Raw genomic sequence first — 19,975 nt, 5'->3', positions numbered from 1 at the left:
GCGCCGATTCACCGCTAAGCCACCGCCAAACTTCCGACCGGAGATCAAGATGAAAGCCCGCGTCACCGTCACCCTCAAGACCGGCGTGCTCGATCCGCAGGGCAAGGCCATCGAGGGTGCGCTCAAATCCCTCGGCATCGCCGGCGTCGGCTCGGTGCGCCAGGGCAAGGTCTTCGACATCGAGCTCGCCGACACCGACAAGGCCGTGGCCGAGGAGACCCTCAAGGCCGCCTGCGAGAAGCTGCTCGCCAATACGGTGATCGAGAACTACCGCGTCGAGATCGGAGTCTGAGCCGATGAAAGCCGCCGTCATCACCTTTCCGGGCTCCAACCGCGATGGCGACGTCGCCAAGGCTCTGAAGCAGGCCGGCGCCAGCGTCGCGCATGTCTGGCATGGCGACCACGAGCTGCCGGCCGGGACCGACCTCGTCGTGCTGCCGGGCGGCTTTTCCTATGGCGACTATCTGCGCTGCGGCGCGATTGCCGGTCGCGCCCACATCATGGACGCGACGCGGGCCCATGCAGCGCGCGGCGGCCTCGTGCTCGGCATCTGCAACGGCTTCCAGATCGCCTGCGAGTCCGGGCTGCTGCCGGGCGTTCTTGCACGCAACGCCAATCTGAAATTCGTCTGCAAGCGCCAGCATCTGCGCGTCGAGCGCAACGACACCGCCTTCACCTCCTCCTATGCCAAGGGGCAGGTGATCGATGTCTGCATCGCCCATGGCGAAGGCAACTATATCTGCGATGCCGAGACGCTTGCCCGGCTCGAAGGCGAGGGCCTCGTCGCCTTCCGCTATTGCGATGCCGAGGGCCAGATCACGGCCGAGGCCGATCCGAACGGCTCGCTCAACCACATCGCCGGCATCTATTCGCCGAAGCGCAATGTGCTCGGCCTGATGCCGCATCCGGAGAACCTGATCGACGGACTCGTCGGCGGCACCGACGGCCGCGGCATGTTCGAGAGCCTGGTCAACGGCCGGAAGGCGGCCTGACGCCTCGCATCATAATCCAGGGGGAGCGAGGATACGGAGCCGCGCCCCGTGGAGACCGGTGTTTCGAGAAAGCTGCGCCCGTCGCGGCTTTCTTCGTTTCAGGGCGAGCTTCAGCAGTCCCGCCCGACCACAGCGCCGGCGCCCTCACTTCACCAGCGTGGCAGCCTTCGCCAGCATCCTGGCGGCGCTTTCGCCGGTCAGCGCCCCGACATGCTTGTCGACGATGCGCCCATCCGGGCCGATCAGGAAGGTCTCGGGAACGCCATAGACGCCCCATTCGATCGCGGCGCGGCCCGGCCGGTCGACCCCGACGGCCGAGTAGGGATTCCCGAGCGCGCCGAGGAAGCGTCGGGCATTCTCGGCCTCGTCCTTGTAGTTCATGCCGACCAGCACGACCTTGCCCTGCTTGACCGCTGGCGACTCGCCCATCGCGACCAGGAAGGGATGCTCGACCCGGCAGGGCGCGCACCAGCTGGCGAAGACGTTGACGATCGTCGCCTTGCCCTTGGCGAGGTCGGCCATGCCGAAGGCCGGCACCGGCTTGCCGTCGCGCTGCAGCCCTTCCAGCTCGGTCAGCGTTACGGCCGGCGCCGGCTTGCCGATCAGCGCCGAGGGCACCTTGCTGGCATCGCCGGAGAACAGGCCCGCCAGGAAGACCAGCGCCAGCGCCCCGAACAGGATGAGCGGTATGGCGAAGAGCCAGGGCGAGCGCCTGGCCGGCGTTGCAGCGGAGGTCTCGCTAGTGGAGGTCTCGCTCATGACGTCTTCCGTTCGGAGCGGCGGCCGATGCCCTGCTGCTCCAGCAGCGCCAGCGCGCGGCGCTGGGCCCGGCGGTCGAGCAGGATCAGGGCGGCGAGGCCGCACAGGATCAGGCCCGAGGCCAGATAGGCGGCGAGGATGAAACCGCCATGAGGGCCTAGTTCGAGCATCATTCCGCCGCCTGCAGGGACAACCGGTCGAGGCGCTCCGCCTCAAGGATCTTCAGGGTCCGCACCCGCCGGCGCAGCAATTCCGCCTGCATCGCCACCGCGTGCAGCCACAGCGCCGCGAGCGTGAAGCCGACGGCCAGGATCAGCAGCGGCCAGAGCATCGAAGTATGGATGGTCGGCCCACTCAGCCGCAGCACCGAGGCCGGCTGGTGCAGGGTGCTCCACCAGTCGACCGAAAACTTGATGATCGGGATGTTGACGCTGCCGACCAGCGTCAGGATCGCGACCGCGCGTCCGGCACGCGAGGGCTCGTCAATGGCGCGCCGAAGCGCGATGACGCCGAGATAGAGCAGGAACAGCACCAGCATGGAGGTCAGCCGCGCATCCCAGACCCAGTAGGTCCCCCACATCGGCTTGCCCCAGAACGAGCCGGTGAGCAGGCAGATCAGCGCGAAGGCGGCCCCGATCGGCGCCGCGGCCTGCTGCGCGACATCGGCGAGCGGATGGCGCCAGATCAGCACGCCGAGCGCCGAGCACGCCATCATCGAATAGAACATCATCGCCAGCCAGGCGGCCGGCACATGCAGATACATGATGCGGATGGTCTCGCCCTGCTGGTAATCGGCCGGAGCGACGAACCAGGCGAGATAGAAGCCGACGAGCAGCAACAGCACCGCGATGCCGGCGACCCAGGGCAGCAGCACATTCGAAAGGCGCATGAAACGCGCCGGATTGGCCAGTTCGATCAGGCTTGCCATGGGCTCGCGCTAGAGGACGATGCTCTTCTTTCGACCAGAGAGCATGTAGCAATCGCCGGCCCGGCTCACAATCCGGCCTAGCAGCCTGCGACGTTAGGGCCGGCGGCTAGGCCTCGTCCTTGTCCAGTGAATCGTTGGCACCGCTTTTGTCGACCACGCCGAAACTGCCGGAACGCACGCCTTCGCCCGCGACGGTAAAGCCCTCGGCGAGCAGGCCGCGGCGCAGCAATTCGCGCACCGCGGCCGCTCGGCTCGGCATGCGCTTCTCGAAGCGCCAGTTCTCGACGGCACGCAGTTCCTCGGCGCTGAGCATGATCTGCAGCCGCTCGCCGCGTTCGAGATCCGACATGGCGCCCCCCGCGACGCTACAAATGAGTAACTGACGATATAGGCGCAGAATGCACATTCACAACCAGAAGGGCAATCGGCAGCAGCGGTGGCTCATACTGGCAAGGCAGCGTCAGCACAACCTACTAACCATTTGAAATATTTCATTTTTATTGCACCTCTCGCCAAAGTGGCCTAGCCTTGCCGGCAGGAGGGCGTTCCCATGTTCATGAAGCTTTCCGCGCCTATGCAGCGCGATGTCGAGGCGACCGTTCGCCTGCGGGCTGGTGAATCCCGAGTGCTCGACGTCTTCGCCGTCGCCGAGGAAGTGCAGCTGCGCTTCAATGGCGAGAATGTCGCGCTGGAGGATATCGCCGCGGTCGTCATGCAGCTCGCCGCCCAGAGCGGTTGCGCGCTCGAGCTCGACGAAGCCTGACCGCCGAGCCCTTTGCAGGGCTACTCCGACTGCCGCAGCGCAGCCGCGGCGGCGATGCTGCCGACCACGATCGCAGAAAGCGTGATCGCTCCGAGGATCAGCAGCGGCGTGCCGGCCGGCAGCGGGCCGCCGCGCGCGGCATCCACCGCCGAGACGCCGAAGATCAGCACCGGTACCGTCAGCGGCGCGACGATCACCGGCAGGATCAGCCCGCCGCGGCGCAGGCTCGCGGTCAAAGCAGCGGCCGAGGCGCCGATGAAGCTCAGCGCCGGCGTTCCGACTATGAGGCTCGCGACCAGCGGCAGGATCGCCTCGGCCGGCAAGGCGACGAGCAGGCCGAGCAGCGGCGCGGCCAGAGCCAGCGGCAGCCCGGTGGTCAGCCAATGCGCCAGTCCCTTGGCGAACACGCTAAGCTCGAGCGGCAGCGGCGAGGCCCGCATCAGTTCGAGCGAGCCGTCCTCCTCATCCGCCTGGAACAGCCGGTCGAGGCCGATCAGGGTGGAGAGCAGTGCCCCCAGCCAGAGAATGGCCGGGCCGATGCGCGAGAGCAGGTTGAGATCCGGCCCGAGTGCGAAGGGCACCAGCACGACCATGGTCAGGAAGAAGACCAATGCGAGCTCGCCGCCGCCGCCAGCCCGGGCTGCCAGAGCAAGGTCGCGCCTGAGCACGGCGAAGAAAGCCCGCCTCACGGCCCGATCCTGAGTTCGCGCGCGGCATCGATGCCGAGCGGCCCATGCGTCGCCGCCAGGATCGCCCCGCCCGCCGCAAGATGCGCCTGCATCAGGCCGATCAGCATCGCCTGCGCATTGACGTCGAGCGCCGCCGCCGGCTCGTCGAGCAGCCAGAGCGGCCGCGCTGCGACGAGAAGCCGGGCCAGTGCCACACGCCGCCTCTGCCCGGCCGAGAGATAGCCGACCGGCAGCGCGCCGACATGTGGCAGACCGACCGCTTCCAGCGCCTGTTCCGGCGTCGCGGCCGCGCCGCCGAGCAGATCCTGGGCGAAACGCAGATTCTCCTTCGCCGTCAGCGCGCTCTTAAGCCCGTCGCGATGGCCGACGAGATGGGCCGCCTCGGTCAGCGGTGTCTCGTCCAGCCCTTCGAGCCGGATCGTACCCGCCTCCGGGCGCAGGCGGCCGCAGAGCATGGCGATGAGGCTCGACTTGCCGGCGCCGTTGCGCCCGGTCAGCGCCAGCGCCTCGCCATTGCCGAGCCGGAAGCCGACTCCCTCGAAGATCAGCCGCCCGCCGCGCCGGCAGACGAGGCCTTCGGCGCTCAATGTCAGGGTCTGATGCGAAATCTGCGTCACGAAACCCGCGCTTTTCCTCGAACATGCCGGCCCTCGCGGAGCGCGCATCGACCCTGTAGCGGCCTTCTTGGAATTGATCTATAGAACCCGTGGCTACGCCGCACGCCGATCCGGCGCGGGGCTCGGGCACTCCCGGGGCGGCGCGCGCGTCATGCGCAATAGGCCTTCGACCGGCTGATTCCGCAAGGGTCTCCGGCTCGCGACCGCAACCCCTTGATCAGGATGTAAGCCGATATGGCCTCGCTCGATTCCTTTAAATGTCGTCGTACGCTCACTGCGGGCGGCAAGACCTACACCTATTATTCGCTGCCCGACGCGGAGGCGAACGGCCTGACCGGCATCTCCCGCCTGCCCTTCTCGATGAAGGTGCTGCTCGAGAACCTGCTGCGCTTCGAGGACGGCCGCTCCGTCACCAAGGCCGATATCGAGGCCTTCGTCGCCTGGGCCGATGACAAGGGCAAGGCCGGCAAGGAGATCGGCTTCCGCCCCGCCCGCGTGCTGATGCAGGACTTCACCGGCGTTCCCGCCGTCGTCGATCTCGCCGCGATGCGCGACGGCGTCGTGGCGCTCGGCGGCGACCCGGCCAAGATCAACCCGCTCGTCCCGGTCGACCTCGTCATCGACCATTCGGTGATCGTCGACGAGTTCGGCACGCCCAAGGCGCTCGCGCAGAACGTCGAGCTCGAATACGAGCGCAACGAGGAGCGCTACAAGTTCCTGAAATGGGGCCAGGGCGCCTTCGACAATTTCCGCGTCGTCCCGCCCGGCACCGGCATCTGCCACCAGGTCAACCTCGAATACCTCGCCCAGACCGTCTGGACCCGCACCGAGACGATCGACGGCGTCGAGGTCGAGGTCGCCTATCCCGACACCGTGGTCGGCACCGATTCGCACACCACCATGGTCAACGGCCTCGCCGTTCTCGGCTGGGGCGTCGGCGGCATCGAGGCGGAAGCCGCCATGCTCGGCCAGCCGCAGTCCATGCTCCTGCCCGAGGTCATCGGCTTCAAGCTGACCGGCTCGCTGCGCGAGGGCATCACCGCGACAGACCTCGTGCTCACCGTCACCCAGATGCTGCGCAAGAAGGGCGTCGTCGGCAAATTCGTCGAGTTCTTCGGCCCCGGCCTCTACAATCTGACGCTGGCCGACCGCGCCACCATCGCCAATATGGGTCCGGAATACGGCGCGACCTGCGGCTTCTTCCCGGTCGATAGCGAAACCATCGACTATCTCACCACGACCGGCCGCAAGTCGGACCGGATCGCCCTGGTCGAGGCCTACAGCAAGGCGCAGGGCCTGTTCGCGACCCCTGAGACCGCCGACCCGATCTTCACCGACACGCTCGAGCTCGATCTCTCGACGGTGCAGCCCTCGATGGCCGGTCCGAAGCGCCCCGAGGGCCGCGTCGACCTCTCCGCCGTCAAGGCCGGCTTCGCCGCCGCCATGGAGACCGAGTACAAGAAGGCCGCCGAGATCGCCCGCCGCGTCCCGGTCGAGGGCAAGTCCTTCGATCTCGGCCATGGCGACGTCGTCATCGCCGCCATCACCTCCTGCACCAACACCTCCAACCCGTCGGTGCTGATGGCCGCGGGCCTTCTCGCCCGCAAGGCGGTCGAGAAGGGGCTTTCGGTGAAGCCCTGGGTCAAGACCTCGCTGGCGCCCGGCTCGCAGGTCGTCGCCGAATATCTCGCGAAGTCCGGCCTGCAGACCGATCTCGACGCGCTCGGCTTCAACTTGGTCGGCTTCGGCTGCACCACCTGCATCGGCAACTCCGGCCCGCTGCCGGCGCCGATCTCCAAGGCGATCAACGAGCAGGGCCTGATCGCCGGCGCCGTGATCTCCGGCAACCGCAACTTCGAAGGCCGCGTCTCCCCCGACGTGCAGGCAAACTATCTCGCCTCGCCGCCGCTGGTCGTCGCCTATGCCCTCGCCGGCTCGGTGCAGATGGATCTGACCAAGGAGCCGCTCGGCACCGGCAAGGACGGCCAGCCGGTCTATCTCAAGGACATCTGGCCCTCCAACAAGGAGATCCAGAGCTTCATCCAGCAGAACGTCACCCGCGCGATGTTCGAGGCCAAATATGCCGACGTCTTCAAGGGCGACGCGCATTGGCAGGCGGTGGATGCGCCCAAGAGCCAGACCTATGCCTGGGACGACAAGTCGACCTATGTGCAGAACCCGCCCTATTTCCAGGGCATGAGCCGCAAGCCGGCGGCGGTCACCGACATCCAGGGTGCGCGCATCCTCGGCCTGTTCGGCGACAAGATCACCACCGACCACATCTCCCCGGCCGGCTCGATCAAGGCCGCCTCGCCGGCGGGCAAGTACCTGATCGACAACGGCGTCGCCGTCGCCGACTTCAACCAGTACGGCACCCGGCGTGGCAACCATGAGGTGATGATGCGCGGCACCTTCGCCAATATCCGCATCCGCAACCACATGATGGGGCCGAACGGGCGCGAAGGCGGCTACACCATCCACTATCCCAGCAAGGAAGAGCTGCCGATCTACGACGCGGCGATGCGCTATGCGGCCGAGAAGGTGCCGCTGGTGATCTTCGCCGGCGTCGAATACGGCAACGGCTCCTCGCGTGACTGGGCGGCCAAGGGCACCAACCTGCTCGGCGTCAAGGCCGTGATCGCCCAGAGCTTCGAGCGCATCCACCGCTCGAACCTGGTCGGCATGGGCGTGGTTCCGTTCACCCTGGCCGAGGGCACGAGCTGGGCCTCGCTCGACCTCAAGGGCGACGAGACCGTGACCATCAAGGGTCTCGCCACCGTCAAGCCGCGCCAGATGCTCGAGGCGGAGATCACCTCGGCCGACGGCAAGGTCAAGAAAGTGCCGATCCTCTGCCGCATCGATACGCTGGACGAGCTCGACTACTTCAAGAACGCCGGCATCCTGCACTACGTGCTGCGCGGCATCGCCGCCTGAGCCGAAACGCCGGGACCGCAAGGTCTCGGCGAAGACTTCTCGGCAAAGACTTGGCGGCGACTTGCCCGCCCCTCGGAACGCCCGGTTTGCAGACCGGGCGTTCTGTTCTTGCAGCGCCTCACGGTTGTCCAATTCTGCACCGAGGTGTAAGGGGGCGATCACAGCCATTCCTCGGCGGGGGGCTTGGGGCAGGCGCGGGAGCTTTCCGCGCTCGGATGCCATCCGCCTTCATCATTGAAAACGACGGGAGCACCCGCATGTCCGCCACGTTCGAGACGGTCGCCGGCATCATTTCGGAAACTTGCGACATTCCGCGCGAGAAGATCACGCCCCAGAGCCACGCCATCGATGATCTCGGCATCGACTCGCTCGCCTTCCTCGACATCGCCTTCGCGATCGACAAGGCTTTCGGCATCAAGCTGCCGCTCGAGCAGTGGACCCAGGAGGTCAACGAGGGCAAGGCGCCGGCCGAGCAGTATTTCGTGCTCGAGAATCTCTGCAAGCGCATCGACGACCTCGTCGCCGCCAAGGCCGCCTGACCGGCCGAACACCACATTGATCGGTCCGATAGATGTCCTGCCGGAGCGGCCGATCCGCCCGGCGGCCTTGAGCGCGGCCGGCGCAACCGATACAGCAGGACGCTGAAGCGCCGCGGCAAGGAGGATGAACTCTCCAACGCGGCGCCTGGTGCAGAATGCGAAAAGGCGCAGCCCGGCTTTTCGCATCCTGCTCCAGCTCCTTAATGAGAGACAGGCCTGCCACCGGATGAGCGCCGCGCGCGCTTCTCCCGAGGCGCCCGCCTCCAACCGGTTGGAATTGCATGCGCCTCGAATATTTCGACATGATCGATCAGGTCGCGAGCTTCGTTCCGGCGGAAAAGCGCATCGTGACCCGTTCGACCGTCCCCTCGAAAAGCCCGGTCTTCGAGGGCCATTTTCCCGGCCACCCGCTGGTTCCCGGCGTGCTCCTGACCGAGACCATGGCCCAGGCCTCGGGCTATCTCCTGCTCGCCCTCAACGGGCTGTCGCAGATGCCCTTCCTGATGATGGTCGACAAGGCGCGCTTCCGTACCTTCGTCGAGCCCGATGCGGTGCTCGATGTCAGCGCCGAGCTCGTCCATGAGGGCTCGGGCTATGCCGCGACCAAGGCGAAGATCACGATCGACGGCAAGCCGATCTGCGATGCCGAATTGCGCTTCCGCCTGATGCCCTTCCCCGCCGACATGCGCGCTTTGATGGAGGCGCGCATCGCCGCCATCGGCCTCAACCCGGAAGCGGCCTGACCATGGCACATGACGTCCTCATCACCGGCATCGGCCTCGCCTCCAGCCTCGGCGAAGGCATCGATACGCATGCCCGGGCCCTCGCCGCGGGCATGGCCCCGATCGTCGACGAGACCAGCTTCGCGCCCTATCCTGTCCATCCGCTGAAGCCGCTCGAGCTCGACCGCCAGATCCCGAAGAAGTCCGACCAGCGCCAGATGGAGCCCTGGCAGCGCCTCGGCGTCTACACCGCCGGCCTCGCCCTCGACTCCGCCGGGCTGAAGGAGGATGCCGAGACCAAGAGCAAGCTGCAGGTCATCGTCGCCGCTGGCGGCGGCGAGCGCGACCACGCCGTCGACAGCGCGATCCTCACCGGATTGCGCGGCGCCAACCAGCCCGGCCCCTTCCTGAACGAGCGCCTGATGGGCGATCTCCGGCCGACACTGTTCCTCGCCCAGCTCTCCAATCTGCTCGCCGGCAATATCGCGATCGTCCACGGCGTCACCGGCGCTTCGCGCACCTTCATGGGCGAGGAGCAGGCCGGCGTCGATGCGATCCGCACTGCTCATGCGAGGATCGCGGCCGGCCAATCCGAGGTGATGCTGGTCGGTGGTGCCTATAATGCCGAACGGCGCGACATGCTGCTGCTCTTCGAGCTCGGTGGCTTCCTGCGCACGGGCAGCTTCGCGCCGGTCTTCGCCCGCGAGGACGCGCCCGGCCTGATCACCGGCAGCGCCGCCGCCTTTCTGGTGCTGGAATCGGCCGAGCACGCCAAGGCGCGCGGCGCCCATGCCCATGCAAGGCTGAGCCATGTCGGCGCGCATCGCAGCCGGCGCCAGCCCGGCTCGGTCGCCAAGGGGCTCGACCAGTTGCTCGGCGGCTTCGGGCCGGCCGCGCCCGGCGCGCTCGCCATTTCGGCCGCGACAGGCTGCGCCGGGATCACCGCCGAGGAGGCCGCCGCCATCGCTGCCGCAGCGCCGAAGGCGAAGCGCATCGCCACCGGAGACCTCGTCGGCCACGCCGTCGAGGCCGCCTTCCCGGTCTCGGTGGCGCTCGCCGCCGCCGCGCTCTCGACCGACGCAGCACAAGAAGCGATCGTCACCGGAGCCGCCCATTGGCGTGGCGAAGGCGCCGCCCGACTGGTCAAGGCGTGAGGAGCCAGGACATGAGCGCTAGCCATCGCGACAGCCAGGGCCGCCCGATCGTCGCCGTCACCGGGATCGGCATCATCACCTCGCTCGGTCAGGGCAAGGACGCCAACTGGCAGGCGCTGACCGCCGGCCGCTCGGGCATCCATCGCATCGAGCGCTTCCCGACCGAGGGACTGCGTACCACCATCGCCGCGACCGTCGATTTCCTGTTCGACCGGCCCTTCGCCGCGCCGGAGCTCTCCGAGAAGCTGGCGACGCTCGCCGCCGAGGAGGCCGTGACCCAGAGCGGCCTCGGCACGCCCGGCGATTTCCCGGGCGAGCTTTTCATGGCGGTGCCGCCGGTCGAGATGGAATGGCCGCAGAAGCAGGAAATGGCGCAGGCGATCGAGGGCGAGGCCGATTACGACGCCCTGCTGCGCGCCGCCGCGACCCATAAATACAAGGCGATGCACGAGCTCTTCCTGTTCGGCGGCGTCGCCGAGCACATCGCCGAGAAATTCGGCACCAAAGGCTCGCCGATCTCGCTCTCGACCGCCTGCTCGTCGGGCGCCACCGCGATCCAGATGGGCGTCGAGGCGATCCGCCGCGGCGAGACGCAGGCGGCCCTGTGCATCGGCACCGACGGCTCGGTCCATGCCGAGGCACTGATCCGCTTCTCGTTGCTCTCGGCGCTCTCGACGCAGAACGACCCGCCGGAAGCGGCCTCCAAGCCGTTCTCGAAGAACCGCGACGGCTTCGTCATGGGCGAGGGCTCGGGCGCGCTGGTGCTCGAGGATTACGACCACGCTCTGGCCCGCGGCGCGACCATTCTGGGCATCGTCGCCGGCTGCGGCGAGCGCGGCGACGGCTTCCACCGCACCCGTTCGAGCCCCGACGGCAGGCCAGCGATCCTCGCCATGCAGGACGCGCTCGCCGATGCCGGCCTGACGCCTGAGGACGTCGACTGCATCAACGCCCACGGCACATCGACGCCGGAGAACGACAAGATGGAGGCGATGAGCTGCTCCGCCGTCTTCGGCGAGCGCATGGCCAGCCTGCCGATCTCCTCGAACAAGTCGATGCTCGGCCATACGCTGACCGCGGCCGGCGCTGTCGAGGCGGTGATCTCGCTCCTGACCATCGCCAATGGCCGCATCCCGCCGACCATCAACTACCAGCAGCCCGATGCCGCGATCGCGCTCGACGTCGTGCCCAACCAGGCCCGCGACGCCAAGGTCCGCACCGTGCTGTCGAACTCGTTCGGCTTCGGCGGCCAGAACACCTGCCTCGTCCTGACCGCGGAGCCGAAAGCATCATGACGCGGATCCTGGTCACCGGCGGCGCCAAAGGTGTCGGCGCCGCGATCGTGCGCGCGCTGGCGAGCGCAGGCCACGACGTCGATTTCACCTATCGCTCCTCGGGCGAACAGGCGCAGGCGCTCGCCGCCGAAATCGCGCAGGCACAGCCCGGCCGCACCATCCGCGCTTTGCCACTCGATCTCTCGGACAAGCCGGCGCTCGACGCCTTCTGCGAGAAGGCCGAGGACGAAGCCTATTTCGGCTTCGTCCACAATGCCGGCCAGCCCTATGATTCCCTCGCCGCAATGATGGTGCAGGACAAGGCCGAGGCGGCGATGCAGGTCAATTTCTGGGCCTTCACCCGCCTCGCCAAGAGCCTGGTGCGCGGCATGATCCGGGCCAGGGCCGGACGTATCGTCGCGATCGGCTCGGTCGCGGCCCTGCGCGGCAATCCCGGCAATGCCGCCTATGCCGCCTCCAAGGGCGCGCTGATCTCCTATGCCAACACCCTGGCGGTCGAGACCGGCAAGCGTGGCGTCACCGTCAACGTGATCGCGCCCGGCTTCGTCGACACCGACATGATGGCGCCTTACGCCGCCTATCGCGAGAAGATGGAAGCCCAGATCCCGGCCGGCCGCTTCGCCAGGCCGGACGAGGTCGCCGGTCTCGCGGCCTTCCTGATGAGCCCGCCGGCCGCCTACATCACCGGCACCGTCCTGCCGATCGATGGCGGGCTGATGGCGCAGATGGGCGTCCATCGCTAAGTCCTGCACGAACGCTTCACGTGAAACATGGTAAACGCGCAGCGCTTGGCGCTGCGCTGGAGAGCACCTATGTTCACCCTGAACCGGAGTGAACCATCATGACGGCTGCTTTCACCATCCGCCTGGACGACGAAACCCTCGCCAAGCTCGACGCGCTGGCGGCAGACACCGACCGCTCGCGGAACTGGCTCGCCGCCAAGGCGATCGAAAACTATGTCGAGCTCAATGCCTGGCAGATCGATCAGATCAAGGCCGGGCTGGCGGAAGCTGATCGCGGCGAATTCGTCAGCGAGGCAGATCTTGATGCGATCGAGGCCGAAATTCAGGGCAAGATCGATCATCCATGAAGATCGCCTGGACACCGCGCGCTCAGCACAATCTGCGTGACGCGGCACGCAATCTGGCGCAGTTCAATCCACATGCGGCGCTCGTTATGGTCCGAACCATCCGCGCGGCACCGCAGCAGCTCCTGAACCATCCCGCAAGCGGCCGGCCAGGTCGCATCGACGGCACCCGGGAACTCGTGATCTCCGGCACGCCCTATATCCTTCCGTACCGCGTGCGCCACGACGCCATCGAAATCCTCGCCGTCATCCACACCTCCCGGCAATGGCCGAACCAGTTCTGAAAGACGAAGCCCCATGCTCTCCCTCCAGCTCCATGGCGATCGCGACCTCCGTCTCGAACAGATCGATCCGCCGCCGCCGCCCGCCGCCGGCGAGGTCCAGATCCGGGTTCGCGCCGTCGGCCTGAACTATCTCGATCTCTGGGGTTTTCGCGGCATGGCCTTCGCCAAACGCAAGATGCCGCAGGCGGCCGGCGTCGAGGCGGCCGGCGAGATCGTCTGCATCGGCGAGGGCGTGACGAAATTCGCCGTCGGCGACACCGTGACCTTGTACGGCGCCGAGACCTGCGGCCATTGCAAGGCCTGCCGCGAGGGCCGTGACAATCTCTGCGAGAACGTCGCCGGAATCATGGGCTTCCATATCGACGGCTTCGCCCGCGAGTTGATCAACCGGCCCGAACGCCTAGTGATCAAGGCGCCGAAGGGCGTCAGCTTCGAGGAGGCGGCCTGCGCGCCGATCGGCTTCGGCACCGTCCAGCACATGCTGTTCGACAATGCCAAGCTCGAGCCCGGCGAGTCGATCCTCGTCCATGCCGGCGGCTCCGGCATCGGCACGGCCGCGATCATGATGGCCAAGGCAATCGGCTGCACCGTCTACACCACGGTCGGCGACGACGAGAAGGGCGAGAAGGCCAAGGCGCTCGGCGCCGATTTCGTCGTCAACTACAAGACCGAGCGCTTCGAGGGCGAGGTTCGCCAGCTCACCAAGCGCAAGGGCGTCGACGTCGTCTTCGAGCATGTCGGAGCCGACACCTGGAACGGCTCGCTGCTCTGCCTGAAGCGCGGCGGCCGGCTCGTCACCTGCGGCGCCACTTCCGGGCCTTCGACGACGATGAACCTGATGCAGCTCTTCCAGCAGCAATACCGGATCTTCGGCTCCTTCGGCTGCCGGATCGAGAACATCAGCCAGTCGCTCGACAAGATGGCGGCCGGGATGAAGCCGGTGATCGATTCGGTCTTCCCGCTCGCCGAGTTCGAGAAGGGCCTCGCCCGGATCGAGGGCCGCAAGGTCTTCGGCAAGGTCATCGTCACGCTCTGAAGCCCGGCCGATCTGCGGCGATGGCTTGACGCGCCGGCTGCGATCCCGCAAGTCGCGCCCCGGTGTCTTGCATGAACGGCGGCGAGCGATCGTCGCGTAAAGCAGGACGCCGGATATTGGAAATCGATCACGTACCCGCATTCGGGCGCTTCCTGCCGAACGCAGCGTGATCCGGCGGCGGGCCCGACCCGCGCCTGACCGGCCGGGATCCTAGCTTGAAGCGGTTGAAGCAGTTCGCGACGCGTATCGGCGCAGGCTTGATGATCGGGCTGGTGCGCGCGTTCTTCGCCTTTCTGCGCGCGCTCGGGCCGGAGCGCGCCTCCAATTTCGGAGGCTGGCTCCTGCGCAGCGCGAGCCCGCTGATCCCGGTCAACCGCGTCGCCTACGCCAATGTCCGCGCCGCCTTCCCGGGCATCGCCGATGCCGAGGCCAGGCGCCTCGTCCGCGGCGGCTGGGAGAATCTCGGCCGCACCGTCGCCGAATACGCCCATCTCAAGACATTGTTCGACTATGACTACGCCAACCCCGACCCGAATGGCCGGGTCGAGGTCGTCGGCATCGAGCACTTCATCGCGCTGAAGGACGACGACAAGCCGGGGCTGATCTTCTCCTCCCATCTCGGCAACTGGGAATTGCCGGCGATCTGCGCCGCCACCTACGATCTCGACACCACCGCCGTCTTCCGCGCCCCGAACGATCCGGCGATCGCCGCCGTCGTCCATGAGATCCGCTCCGGCGCCATGGGCGGGCTCGCCGCCGCCAAGCAGGGCGCCGCCTTCGCCATGCAGGGCGTGCTCGAGAAGGGCGGCCATCTCGGCATGCTGATCGACCAGCATTTCACCCGCGGCGTCCTGGTTCCCTTCCTGGGACGGCCGGCGCTGACCAACCCGATCCTCGGCAAGTTCGCCCGGCGCTTCGAATGTCCGGTGCATGGGGTGCGCGTCATCCGCCTGCCGAACCATCGCTTCCGCATCGAGCTGACGCCGCCGCTCGACCTGCCGCGCGACGCCAATGGCGAGATCGACGTCACCGGCGCCATGGCGATGATGACCGCCGTGGTCGACGGCTGGGTCCGCGAGCATCCCGAGCAGTGGCTCTGGATGCACCGGCGCTGGCGCCCGAACATGATCGGCGCCGAGGCCCTGCGACATTTTGGGGAAAGGGCGCCGATCACCCCGGTTTTCAAGGCAAAGTGATTTCCAAGTGAGCGGGTACTGGCGCTTTTGGTAGCGGCCTGCTTGTATCTGGCCTCGAGTTGATCCCGATGTCCGTTCGCTACCGTCTCCTCACCGCACTCGTCACCCTGCTCTCGGCCGGGATGCCGGCCCATGCGCAACAGGCGCCGGTGCAGCCGCGAGCGGTCGTCGAGCTCTTCACCAGCCAGGGCTGTTCGTCCTGTCCGGCGGCCGATGCGCTCTTCGTCGAATTGGCCAAGGATCCGAGCCTGATCACATTGACCTTCCCGGTGACCTATTGGGATTATCTCGGCTGGAAGGACACGCTCGGCCAGCCGGCCTTCACCAAACGGCAGAAGCTCTATGCCAAGGCGCGCGGCGACGGCCAAGTCTACACGCCCCAGGCCGTGGTCAACGGCACCAGCCATATCGTCGGCTCCGACAGGCCCGGCATCGAGACGATGGTCCGCGAGCAGGCCCCGACCAGCCTGCCCGTCAAGATCGCGGTCAAGGAGGCGGATGGCGCCTTGAATATCGCGCTTTCGGCGAGCGAGATCGTAACGGGTGAGAAACCTGCCGGCGTCTGGGTCGTCTCGTTCAGCCGCAAGACCCTGGTGCCGATCGAGCGCGGCGAGAATTCCGGCAAGACCGTGACCTATGCCAATGTCGTGCGCGCCGTCACCCGCGTCGGAGATTGGTCGGGTGCAGCCGTGTCGCTGACGGCGCCGCTTGCGGTCACGCAACAGCCCAATGCCGACGGCTATGTCGTTCTGGTGCAGACTGACCAGCACCAGCGCGGTGGCCCGGTTCTCGCCGGCACGATCCTGGGCGCGGCGCGCTGAGCGAACGGCCTACCGACGCCGTCCATAGCATCGGGCCGAAAAGTGGAATCCTCTTTTCAGAAAACTCCGGTGCGATAACAAAAAGATTGATCACCCTGACCGCGTCCGGACGGGCGCGGCGATCTAGAGAATCACCACCTTATTGGGCAATTCGTCGACATCGTCGGCGACAGGCGGCGCATGCGCGGCCAGCACCTCTCCGATCGCGCCGACCGCCACCTCCAGCCCCTCCCGCAGCCTGTCTTCACGCGCCGCGCTGAGCAGCGGCTCGATGATGCCCTTCCAGCTGGCTTCATCGACCTTGCCGTCGATTCCCGCATCCGCGACGATCTCGGCATAGCGCTCCTGTACGGCGACATAGAGCAGCACGCCGGTCCGGCCGCGCGTCAGCGTCAGCCCGCGCGCCGTGAACTCGCGTAGCGCCGTCTCATGTGCATGCCGCCGCTTGACGAAACCGGGCACGAAGCGCCCGCCGCGGCCATACCAGAGCAGGACGGCGAGCAGCAGCGCCGCCGCGATCAGCTGCAGCAGGAAGATCCGCGGCGCGCTCGTCATCGTCAGCGCCAGCAAGGGCCAGGGCACGAACAGGGCGGCAGTCAGCGCCAGCACCACCGGCACGGCGAGATAGCTGCCGGCGGCACGGTCGATCACCACCACGATCTCGCCGGAGGTGCGGCGCTCGGCCTCGCGCACCGCCTCGGCGATGGCATCGCGATCCCCAGAATTCAGCATCTCACCAATCTCCCGACGCCCCGCCACCACCGGACGAACCGCCACCGCCCGAAAATCCGCCCGAACTGCCCGAACTCCAGCCGCCTGACGAAGACCCTCCACCCCAGCCCGAGCCGCTGGACGGCGGCAGCGTCACCCAGCGCCCGTCGCGCATGCGATGCCGGCGGGCTCCACCGCTCGCCCGGCCGAGCTCGCGCATGAAGCTGACGATCAGGATGAACACCATGATCATGACGAAGATCACGGCGAGATCCTCGGCCCAGGAGGATTCGTCCTCCCTGACCTGGGCGCGCCGCTGCCATTCCTCGGCATCGCCGGTCAGGATCGACAGGATCGCGTCGACCCCGCCCTCGATCCCGCCGGAAAAATCGCCGTTCTTGAACTTCGGCGCCACCGCGGTGGTGATGATCACCTTGGAGAGCGCGTCGGTCAGCGCCCCCTCGAGCCCATAGCCGACCTCGATGCGGACCTTGCGCTCGTTCGGCGCGACCAGCAGCAACGCGCCATTGTTCTTGGCCTTGTCGCCGAGCCCCCAGGTCCGGAACAGCCCGTTGGCGTAGTCCTCGATGGTGAGACCCTGCAGCGAGGGCACGGTCGCGACCACGACCTGGTCGGTGGTCTTCTCCTCATGCGCCTTCAGCTTCCCGGCGATGCGGGCGCTGGCCTCGGCATCGAGCAGCTTCGCGCCATCGACGATCCGCCCGCTCAGGGCGGGATAGCTCGGCTCGGCTGCGGCGGCGAGAAATGGGATGAGGAGGAAGAGGAGGAGAATGCCGAGCCGACGGACAAGCATCATGCCCGGGCTTGCCCCGGGCATCTCCTGATCGCGATTCTCGGGTCTGCGCTTCGCTCCGCCCGAGAATGACGGCATGTCAGTGGCTCCGGCGCCCAAGTTCACGCGAGATCACGCGCTCAGAACTTCACCGCCGGCGGCCGCTCCGCCCCGGCCGTCGCCGAGAAGCTCTCCATCGGCTTGGCGCCCCAGAACAGCCGCGCCCAGATTACGCCTGGAAAGGTCCTGATCTCGGTGTTGAAGGCCTGCACCGCCTGGATGTAGTCGCGGCGCGCAACCGTCACCCGGTTCTCGGTGCCTTCCAGCTGCGATTGCAAAGCGAGGAAGTTCTGGTTCGACTTGAGCTCGGGATAGCGCTCGACCGTGACCATCAGGCGCCCGAGCGCACCGGAAAGCTGATTCTGCGCGTCCTGATACTCCTTGAACTTGGCGGGGTCGGTGATGGTCGAGGCGTCGACCTTGACCTGCGTCGCCTTGGCGCGGGCCTCGATCACCTGCGTCAGCACCTCGCGCTCCTGCTGAGCATAGCCCTTCACCGTCTCGACCAGGTTGGGGATCAGGTCGGCGCGGCGCTGATACTGGTTCTGCACCTCGCCCCAGGCCGCCTTCGCCTTCTCCTCGAGCGTCGGCACGTTGTTGTAGCCGCAGCCGGCGAGCGTAAGGCCGAGCAGGCCGACCAGCAGCAGGGCGAAGAGGCGGCGGAAAGCCGGCAGGCGCGCGACGAGATCCATGGGCGGAAACCTTGGCTGGAACGGAAGAACCCGGTGGCCGAGCATAGCTGCGCCGCGAGTCAGATCAAAGACACGCCGAGCATGGCGCGACAGGGGCGATTGGGACTAGTCTTCGCCGGCAAGGCGAGAGGAATGCCCCATGCTGCGTACCCTGCCCTTCATCGCTCGATTCTCGCTGCCCGCGGCCGGGCTCTGGCTCGCACTGGGCGCCCCCGCCGCGGCGCAGCAAGGCCTCGCCCCAGCTCCGGAGGCCGCGACCGGCCGCACCGCCCGGGAGATGGGCACGGCACAACGCTACATGGCGGCCGCCGCCAACCCGCTCGCCGCTGCGGCAGGACGCGAGATCCTGCGCGCCGGCGGCAGCGCCACCGACGCGGCGATCGCGATCCAGCTGGTGCTCAACCTGGTCGAGCCGCAGAGCTCCGGCATCGGCGGCGGCGCCTTCTTCGTCCACTGGGACGAGGCGGGAAAGCGCCTGACCACGCTGGACGGGCGCGAGACTGCGCCGAAGGCGGCAAGACCCGAGCGCTTCCTCGACCCCGATGGCAAGCCGATGAAGTTCACCGATGCCGTGGTCGGTGGCCGCTCCGTCGGCGTGCCCGGAACGGTCAGGCTGCTCGAGGAGGCGCATGAGCGCTGGGGCAAGCTGCCCTGGTCCGAGCTGTTCGCGCCGGCGATCAAGCTGGCCGAGCAGGGCTTTGCGATCTCGCCCCGCCTCGCCGGCCTGCTGGCGCTGGAAAAGAACCTGGTCAAGGATCCGCGCGCCGCCGCCTATTTCTACGAGGCCGATGGCCGGCCCAAGCCGGCTGGAACCATCCTCAAGAATCCGGCCTTCGCCGCGACGCTGCGCGCCATCGCCGGCCGCGGCGCCGACGCCTTCTATGAGGGCGAAATCGCCCAGGACATCGTCGCCGCCGTCACCGGCCACAAGAACAATCCGGGCGACATCACGCTCGAGGATCTTTCTGGCTACACGGTCGAGGAACGCGCTCCTGTCTGCGGCCGCTATCGCGTCTACACGCTCTGCGGCATGGGCCCGCCGAGCTCCGGCGCCATCGCCGTGCAGCAGATCCTCGGCATCGTCGAGCGCGCGGACATGGCCCGGCTCGGCCCCGGCCCGGAGGCCGCCCACTGGTTCGCCGAGGCCGGCCGCCTAGCCTTCGCCGACCGAGCGCTCTATCTCGCCGACCCGGCTTTCCTCAGCGTCCCCACTTCCGGCCTGATCGACGAGGGCTATCTGCGCGGCCGCGCCGGGCTGGTGAAGCCCGACAAATCGATGGGCAAGGCGACCGCCGGCGATCCCCCGCACAAGCGCGCGCAATTGCTCGCCCCCTCCGACGGGATCGAGAACGGCACCAGCCATATCTCGGTGATCGACGCCGCCGGCAACGCCGTCTCGATGACCACGACGATCGAGGACGGTTTCGGCGCCCGGCTGATGACCAAGGGCGGCTTCCTGCTCAACAATGAGCTGACCGATTTCAGCTTCGCGCCGATCGAGGACGGCAAGCCGGTCGCCAACCGCGTCGAGCCCGGCAAACGGCCGCGCTCCTCGATGGCGCCGACCATCGTCTTCGACGCTTTCGGCCGGCTCTATGCCGTCACCGGCTCGCCCGGCGGCAGCCAGATCATCGGCTATGTCGCAAAAACCCTGATCGCCCTGCTCGACTGGAAAATGGACCCGCAACAGGCGGTGGATCTCGGCAATTTCGGCAGCCGCAACGGTCCGACCGAGCTTGAAAAAGGCACCGAGGCCGAAGCCTGGAAGGCGGCGCTGGAAGCCAGGGGCCACGAGGTCCGCCTGCTCGACATGACCTCGGGCATCCAGGCCATCGTCAAGACGCCGGCGGGCTATCTCGGCGGCGCCGACGGCAGGCGCGAGGGCGTGGCGATCGGGGACTGA

Annotated in this window: 24 protein-coding genes; 15 read left to right on the top strand and 9 right to left on the bottom strand. The window is 67.4% G+C overall.

Annotated elements, in window-relative coordinates:
• Nucleotides 1-49 precede the first annotated feature (49 nt).
• Together purS and purQ are read left to right on the top strand one after the other, a co-directional pair.
• On the top strand, nt 50-292 hold the full coding sequence (gene purS, locus AC3RCC_RS02220; protein WP_291639056.1) for a phosphoribosylformylglycinamidine synthase subunit PurS: 243 nt from the start codon (nt 50-52) through the stop codon (nt 290-292).
• A 4-nt stretch (nt 293-296) separates the two neighbouring features.
• Nucleotides 297-992 carry a phosphoribosylformylglycinamidine synthase subunit PurQ gene (gene purQ / locus AC3RCC_RS02215; protein WP_492257455.1) on the top strand — a complete coding sequence of 232 codons (696 nt, stop codon included), beginning with the start codon at nt 297-299 and terminating at the stop codon, nt 990-992.
• 144 nt (nt 993-1,136) lie between these two features.
• Here purQ and AC3RCC_RS02210 read toward each other — a convergent pair whose 3' ends face one another.
• From AC3RCC_RS02210 to AC3RCC_RS02195, 4 genes are all read right to left on the bottom strand, one after another.
• Entirely contained in the window at nt 1,137-1,751 is a 615-nt protein-coding gene (locus AC3RCC_RS02210; protein WP_492257454.1) for a DsbE family thiol:disulfide interchange protein, read from the bottom strand.
• Nucleotides 1,748-1,924, bottom strand: a complete 177-nt coding sequence (gene ccmD / locus AC3RCC_RS02205) for a heme exporter protein CcmD (protein ID WP_291639053.1) — start codon at nt 1,922-1,924, stop codon at nt 1,748-1,750. The genes AC3RCC_RS02210 and ccmD overlap by 4 nt, the downstream gene beginning before the upstream one ends.
• Nucleotides 1,921-2,679, bottom strand: coding sequence for a heme ABC transporter permease (locus AC3RCC_RS02200; protein WP_291639052.1), 759 nt, complete (start codon nt 2,677-2,679; stop codon nt 1,921-1,923). Before AC3RCC_RS02200 ends, ccmD begins: the two co-directional genes overlap by 4 nt.
• Nucleotides 2,680-2,785: 106 nt before the next feature.
• The gene (locus tag AC3RCC_RS02195) at nt 2,786-3,028 is read right to left on the bottom strand and encodes a hypothetical protein (RefSeq protein WP_291639051.1); all 243 of its coding nucleotides are present in this window, start codon (nt 3,026-3,028) and stop codon (nt 2,786-2,788) included.
• A 201-nt stretch (nt 3,029-3,229) separates the two neighbouring features.
• Between AC3RCC_RS02195 and AC3RCC_RS02190 the strand changes: the two genes are divergently transcribed.
• Nucleotides 3,230-3,442 (top strand): hypothetical protein, encoded by a 213-nt coding sequence (locus tag AC3RCC_RS02190; protein ID WP_492257453.1) that lies wholly within the window; start codon nt 3,230-3,232, stop codon nt 3,440-3,442.
• Between the two features lie 20 nt (nt 3,443-3,462).
• Here AC3RCC_RS02190 and ccmB read toward each other — a convergent pair whose 3' ends face one another.
• Together ccmB and ccmA are read right to left on the bottom strand one after the other, a co-directional pair.
• The gene (ccmB, locus tag AC3RCC_RS02185; protein ID WP_291639049.1) at nt 3,463-4,131 is read right to left on the bottom strand and encodes a heme exporter protein CcmB; all 669 of its coding nucleotides are present in this window, start codon (nt 4,129-4,131) and stop codon (nt 3,463-3,465) included.
• Nucleotides 4,128-4,724 (bottom strand): heme ABC exporter ATP-binding protein CcmA, encoded by a 597-nt coding sequence (gene ccmA, locus AC3RCC_RS02180; protein WP_291639072.1) that lies wholly within the window; start codon nt 4,722-4,724, stop codon nt 4,128-4,130. The genes ccmB and ccmA overlap by 4 nt, the downstream gene beginning before the upstream one ends.
• Nucleotides 4,725-4,982: 258 nt before the next feature.
• Between ccmA and acnA the strand changes: the two genes are divergently transcribed.
• From acnA to AC3RCC_RS02125, 11 genes are all read left to right on the top strand, one after another.
• Entirely contained in the window at nt 4,983-7,682 is a 2,700-nt protein-coding gene (gene acnA, locus AC3RCC_RS02175) for an aconitate hydratase AcnA (RefSeq protein WP_291649739.1), read from the top strand.
• Nucleotides 7,683-7,939: 257 nt separating this feature from the next.
• The gene (locus AC3RCC_RS02170) at nt 7,940-8,221 is read left to right on the top strand and encodes an acyl carrier protein (protein ID WP_066473700.1); all 282 of its coding nucleotides are present in this window, start codon (nt 7,940-7,942) and stop codon (nt 8,219-8,221) included.
• Between the two features lie 281 nt (nt 8,222-8,502).
• The gene (locus AC3RCC_RS02165; RefSeq protein ID WP_291649736.1) at nt 8,503-8,964 is read left to right on the top strand and encodes a 3-hydroxyacyl-ACP dehydratase FabZ family protein; all 462 of its coding nucleotides are present in this window, start codon (nt 8,503-8,505) and stop codon (nt 8,962-8,964) included.
• Nucleotides 8,965-8,966: 2 nt separating this feature from the next.
• Complete coding sequence (locus AC3RCC_RS02160) at nt 8,967-10,097, top strand: beta-ketoacyl-ACP synthase (protein WP_291649734.1); 1,131 nt, start codon at nt 8,967-8,969, stop codon at nt 10,095-10,097.
• An 11-nt stretch (nt 10,098-10,108) separates the two neighbouring features.
• Nucleotides 10,109-11,392: a beta-ketoacyl-ACP synthase gene (locus tag AC3RCC_RS02155; RefSeq protein ID WP_492257452.1), complete on the top strand. Its 1,284-nt coding sequence runs from the start codon at nt 10,109-10,111 to the stop codon at nt 11,390-11,392.
• Nucleotides 11,389-12,135 (top strand): SDR family oxidoreductase, encoded by a 747-nt coding sequence (locus AC3RCC_RS02150; RefSeq protein ID WP_291639044.1) that lies wholly within the window; start codon nt 11,389-11,391, stop codon nt 12,133-12,135. Before AC3RCC_RS02155 ends, AC3RCC_RS02150 begins: the two co-directional genes overlap by 4 nt.
• Nucleotides 12,136-12,233: 98 nt before the next feature.
• A complete protein-coding gene (locus AC3RCC_RS02145) occupies nt 12,234-12,482 on the top strand; it encodes a CopG family ribbon-helix-helix protein (RefSeq protein WP_291639043.1) in 249 nt (82 codons plus the stop codon).
• On the top strand, nt 12,479-12,763 hold the full coding sequence (locus AC3RCC_RS02140; protein WP_492257451.1) for a type II toxin-antitoxin system RelE/ParE family toxin: 285 nt from the start codon (nt 12,479-12,481) through the stop codon (nt 12,761-12,763). Before AC3RCC_RS02145 ends, AC3RCC_RS02140 begins: the two co-directional genes overlap by 4 nt.
• 13 nt (nt 12,764-12,776) lie before the next feature.
• Complete coding sequence (locus AC3RCC_RS02135; protein WP_492257450.1) at nt 12,777-13,799, top strand: zinc-binding dehydrogenase; 1,023 nt, start codon at nt 12,777-12,779, stop codon at nt 13,797-13,799.
• Nucleotides 13,800-14,059: 260 nt separating this feature from the next.
• The gene (locus AC3RCC_RS02130) at nt 14,060-14,995 is read left to right on the top strand and encodes a lipid A biosynthesis lauroyl acyltransferase (RefSeq protein ID WP_492258732.1); all 936 of its coding nucleotides are present in this window, start codon (nt 14,060-14,062) and stop codon (nt 14,993-14,995) included.
• 68 nt (nt 14,996-15,063) lie between these two features.
• Complete coding sequence (locus AC3RCC_RS02125; RefSeq protein WP_492257449.1) at nt 15,064-15,816, top strand: DUF1223 domain-containing protein; 753 nt, start codon at nt 15,064-15,066, stop codon at nt 15,814-15,816.
• A gap of 123 nt (nt 15,817-15,939) precedes the next feature.
• On the opposite strand, the gene AC3RCC_RS02120 is transcribed toward AC3RCC_RS02125, so the two are convergent.
• The 3 genes from AC3RCC_RS02120 to AC3RCC_RS02110 all read right to left on the bottom strand — a co-directional run bounded on the left by AC3RCC_RS02120 (nt 15,940) and on the right by AC3RCC_RS02110 (nt 18,072).
• Entirely contained in the window at nt 15,940-16,548 is a 609-nt protein-coding gene (locus AC3RCC_RS02120; RefSeq protein ID WP_492257448.1) for a TPM domain-containing protein, read from the bottom strand.
• A gap of 1 nt (nt 16,549) precedes the next feature.
• Nucleotides 16,550-17,344, bottom strand: a complete 795-nt coding sequence (locus tag AC3RCC_RS02115) for a TPM domain-containing protein (protein WP_465247524.1) — start codon at nt 17,342-17,344, stop codon at nt 16,550-16,552.
• A gap of 116 nt (nt 17,345-17,460) precedes the next feature.
• Nucleotides 17,461-18,072, bottom strand: a complete 612-nt coding sequence (locus AC3RCC_RS02110; protein WP_492257447.1) for a LemA family protein — start codon at nt 18,070-18,072, stop codon at nt 17,461-17,463.
• A gap of 139 nt (nt 18,073-18,211) precedes the next feature.
• Between AC3RCC_RS02110 and ggt the strand changes: the two genes are divergently transcribed.
• Nucleotides 18,212-19,975, top strand: a complete 1,764-nt coding sequence (gene ggt / locus AC3RCC_RS02105; RefSeq protein WP_492257446.1) for a gamma-glutamyltransferase — start codon at nt 18,212-18,214, stop codon at nt 19,973-19,975.

It is taken from the genome of Allobosea sp. GW823-FHT01F03 (assembly GCF_058798075.1).
Note: the sequence above shows the minus strand (reverse complement) of the source record. Positions and strands in the feature narration are given on the sequence as shown.

Coding starts and splice junctions, on each gene's coding strand:
- AC3RCC_RS02120 (WP_492257448.1), bottom strand. CDS start 16,548: ATGCTGAATTCTGGGGATCGCGATGCCATCGCCGAGGCGGTGCGCGAG.
- AC3RCC_RS02125 (WP_492257449.1), top strand. CDS start 15,064: ATGTCCGTTCGCTACCGTCTCCTCACCGCACTCGTCACCCTGCTCTCG.
- AC3RCC_RS02135 (WP_492257450.1), top strand. CDS start 12,777: ATGCTCTCCCTCCAGCTCCATGGCGATCGCGACCTCCGTCTCGAACAG.
- purQ (WP_492257455.1), top strand. CDS start 297: ATGAAAGCCGCCGTCATCACCTTTCCGGGCTCCAACCGCGATGGCGAC.
- AC3RCC_RS02200 (WP_291639052.1), bottom strand. CDS start 2,679: ATGGCAAGCCTGATCGAACTGGCCAATCCGGCGCGTTTCATGCGCCTT.
- AC3RCC_RS02150 (WP_291639044.1), top strand. CDS start 11,389: ATGACGCGGATCCTGGTCACCGGCGGCGCCAAAGGTGTCGGCGCCGCG.
- AC3RCC_RS02170 (WP_066473700.1), top strand. CDS start 7,940: ATGTCCGCCACGTTCGAGACGGTCGCCGGCATCATTTCGGAAACTTGC.
- ggt (WP_492257446.1), top strand. CDS start 18,212: ATGCTGCGTACCCTGCCCTTCATCGCTCGATTCTCGCTGCCCGCGGCC.
- AC3RCC_RS02165 (WP_291649736.1), top strand. CDS start 8,503: ATGCGCCTCGAATATTTCGACATGATCGATCAGGTCGCGAGCTTCGTT.
- AC3RCC_RS02195 (WP_291639051.1), bottom strand. CDS start 3,028: ATGTCGGATCTCGAACGCGGCGAGCGGCTGCAGATCATGCTCAGCGCC.
- AC3RCC_RS02130 (WP_492258732.1), top strand. CDS start 14,060: ATGATCGGGCTGGTGCGCGCGTTCTTCGCCTTTCTGCGCGCGCTCGGG.
- AC3RCC_RS02155 (WP_492257452.1), top strand. CDS start 10,109: ATGAGCGCTAGCCATCGCGACAGCCAGGGCCGCCCGATCGTCGCCGTC.
- AC3RCC_RS02110 (WP_492257447.1), bottom strand. CDS start 18,072: ATGGATCTCGTCGCGCGCCTGCCGGCTTTCCGCCGCCTCTTCGCCCTG.
- AC3RCC_RS02210 (WP_492257454.1), bottom strand. CDS start 1,751: ATGAGCGAGACCTCCACTAGCGAGACCTCCGCTGCAACGCCGGCCAGG.
- ccmD (WP_291639053.1), bottom strand. CDS start 1,924: ATGATGCTCGAACTAGGCCCTCATGGCGGTTTCATCCTCGCCGCCTAT.
- AC3RCC_RS02145 (WP_291639043.1), top strand. CDS start 12,234: ATGACGGCTGCTTTCACCATCCGCCTGGACGACGAAACCCTCGCCAAG.
- AC3RCC_RS02190 (WP_492257453.1), top strand. CDS start 3,230: ATGTTCATGAAGCTTTCCGCGCCTATGCAGCGCGATGTCGAGGCGACC.
- acnA (WP_291649739.1), top strand. CDS start 4,983: ATGGCCTCGCTCGATTCCTTTAAATGTCGTCGTACGCTCACTGCGGGC.
- purS (WP_291639056.1), top strand. CDS start 50: ATGAAAGCCCGCGTCACCGTCACCCTCAAGACCGGCGTGCTCGATCCG.
- AC3RCC_RS02115 (WP_465247524.1), bottom strand. CDS start 17,344: ATGATGCTTGTCCGTCGGCTCGGCATTCTCCTCCTCTTCCTCCTCATC.
- AC3RCC_RS02160 (WP_291649734.1), top strand. CDS start 8,967: ATGGCACATGACGTCCTCATCACCGGCATCGGCCTCGCCTCCAGCCTC.
- AC3RCC_RS02140 (WP_492257451.1), top strand. CDS start 12,479: ATGAAGATCGCCTGGACACCGCGCGCTCAGCACAATCTGCGTGACGCG.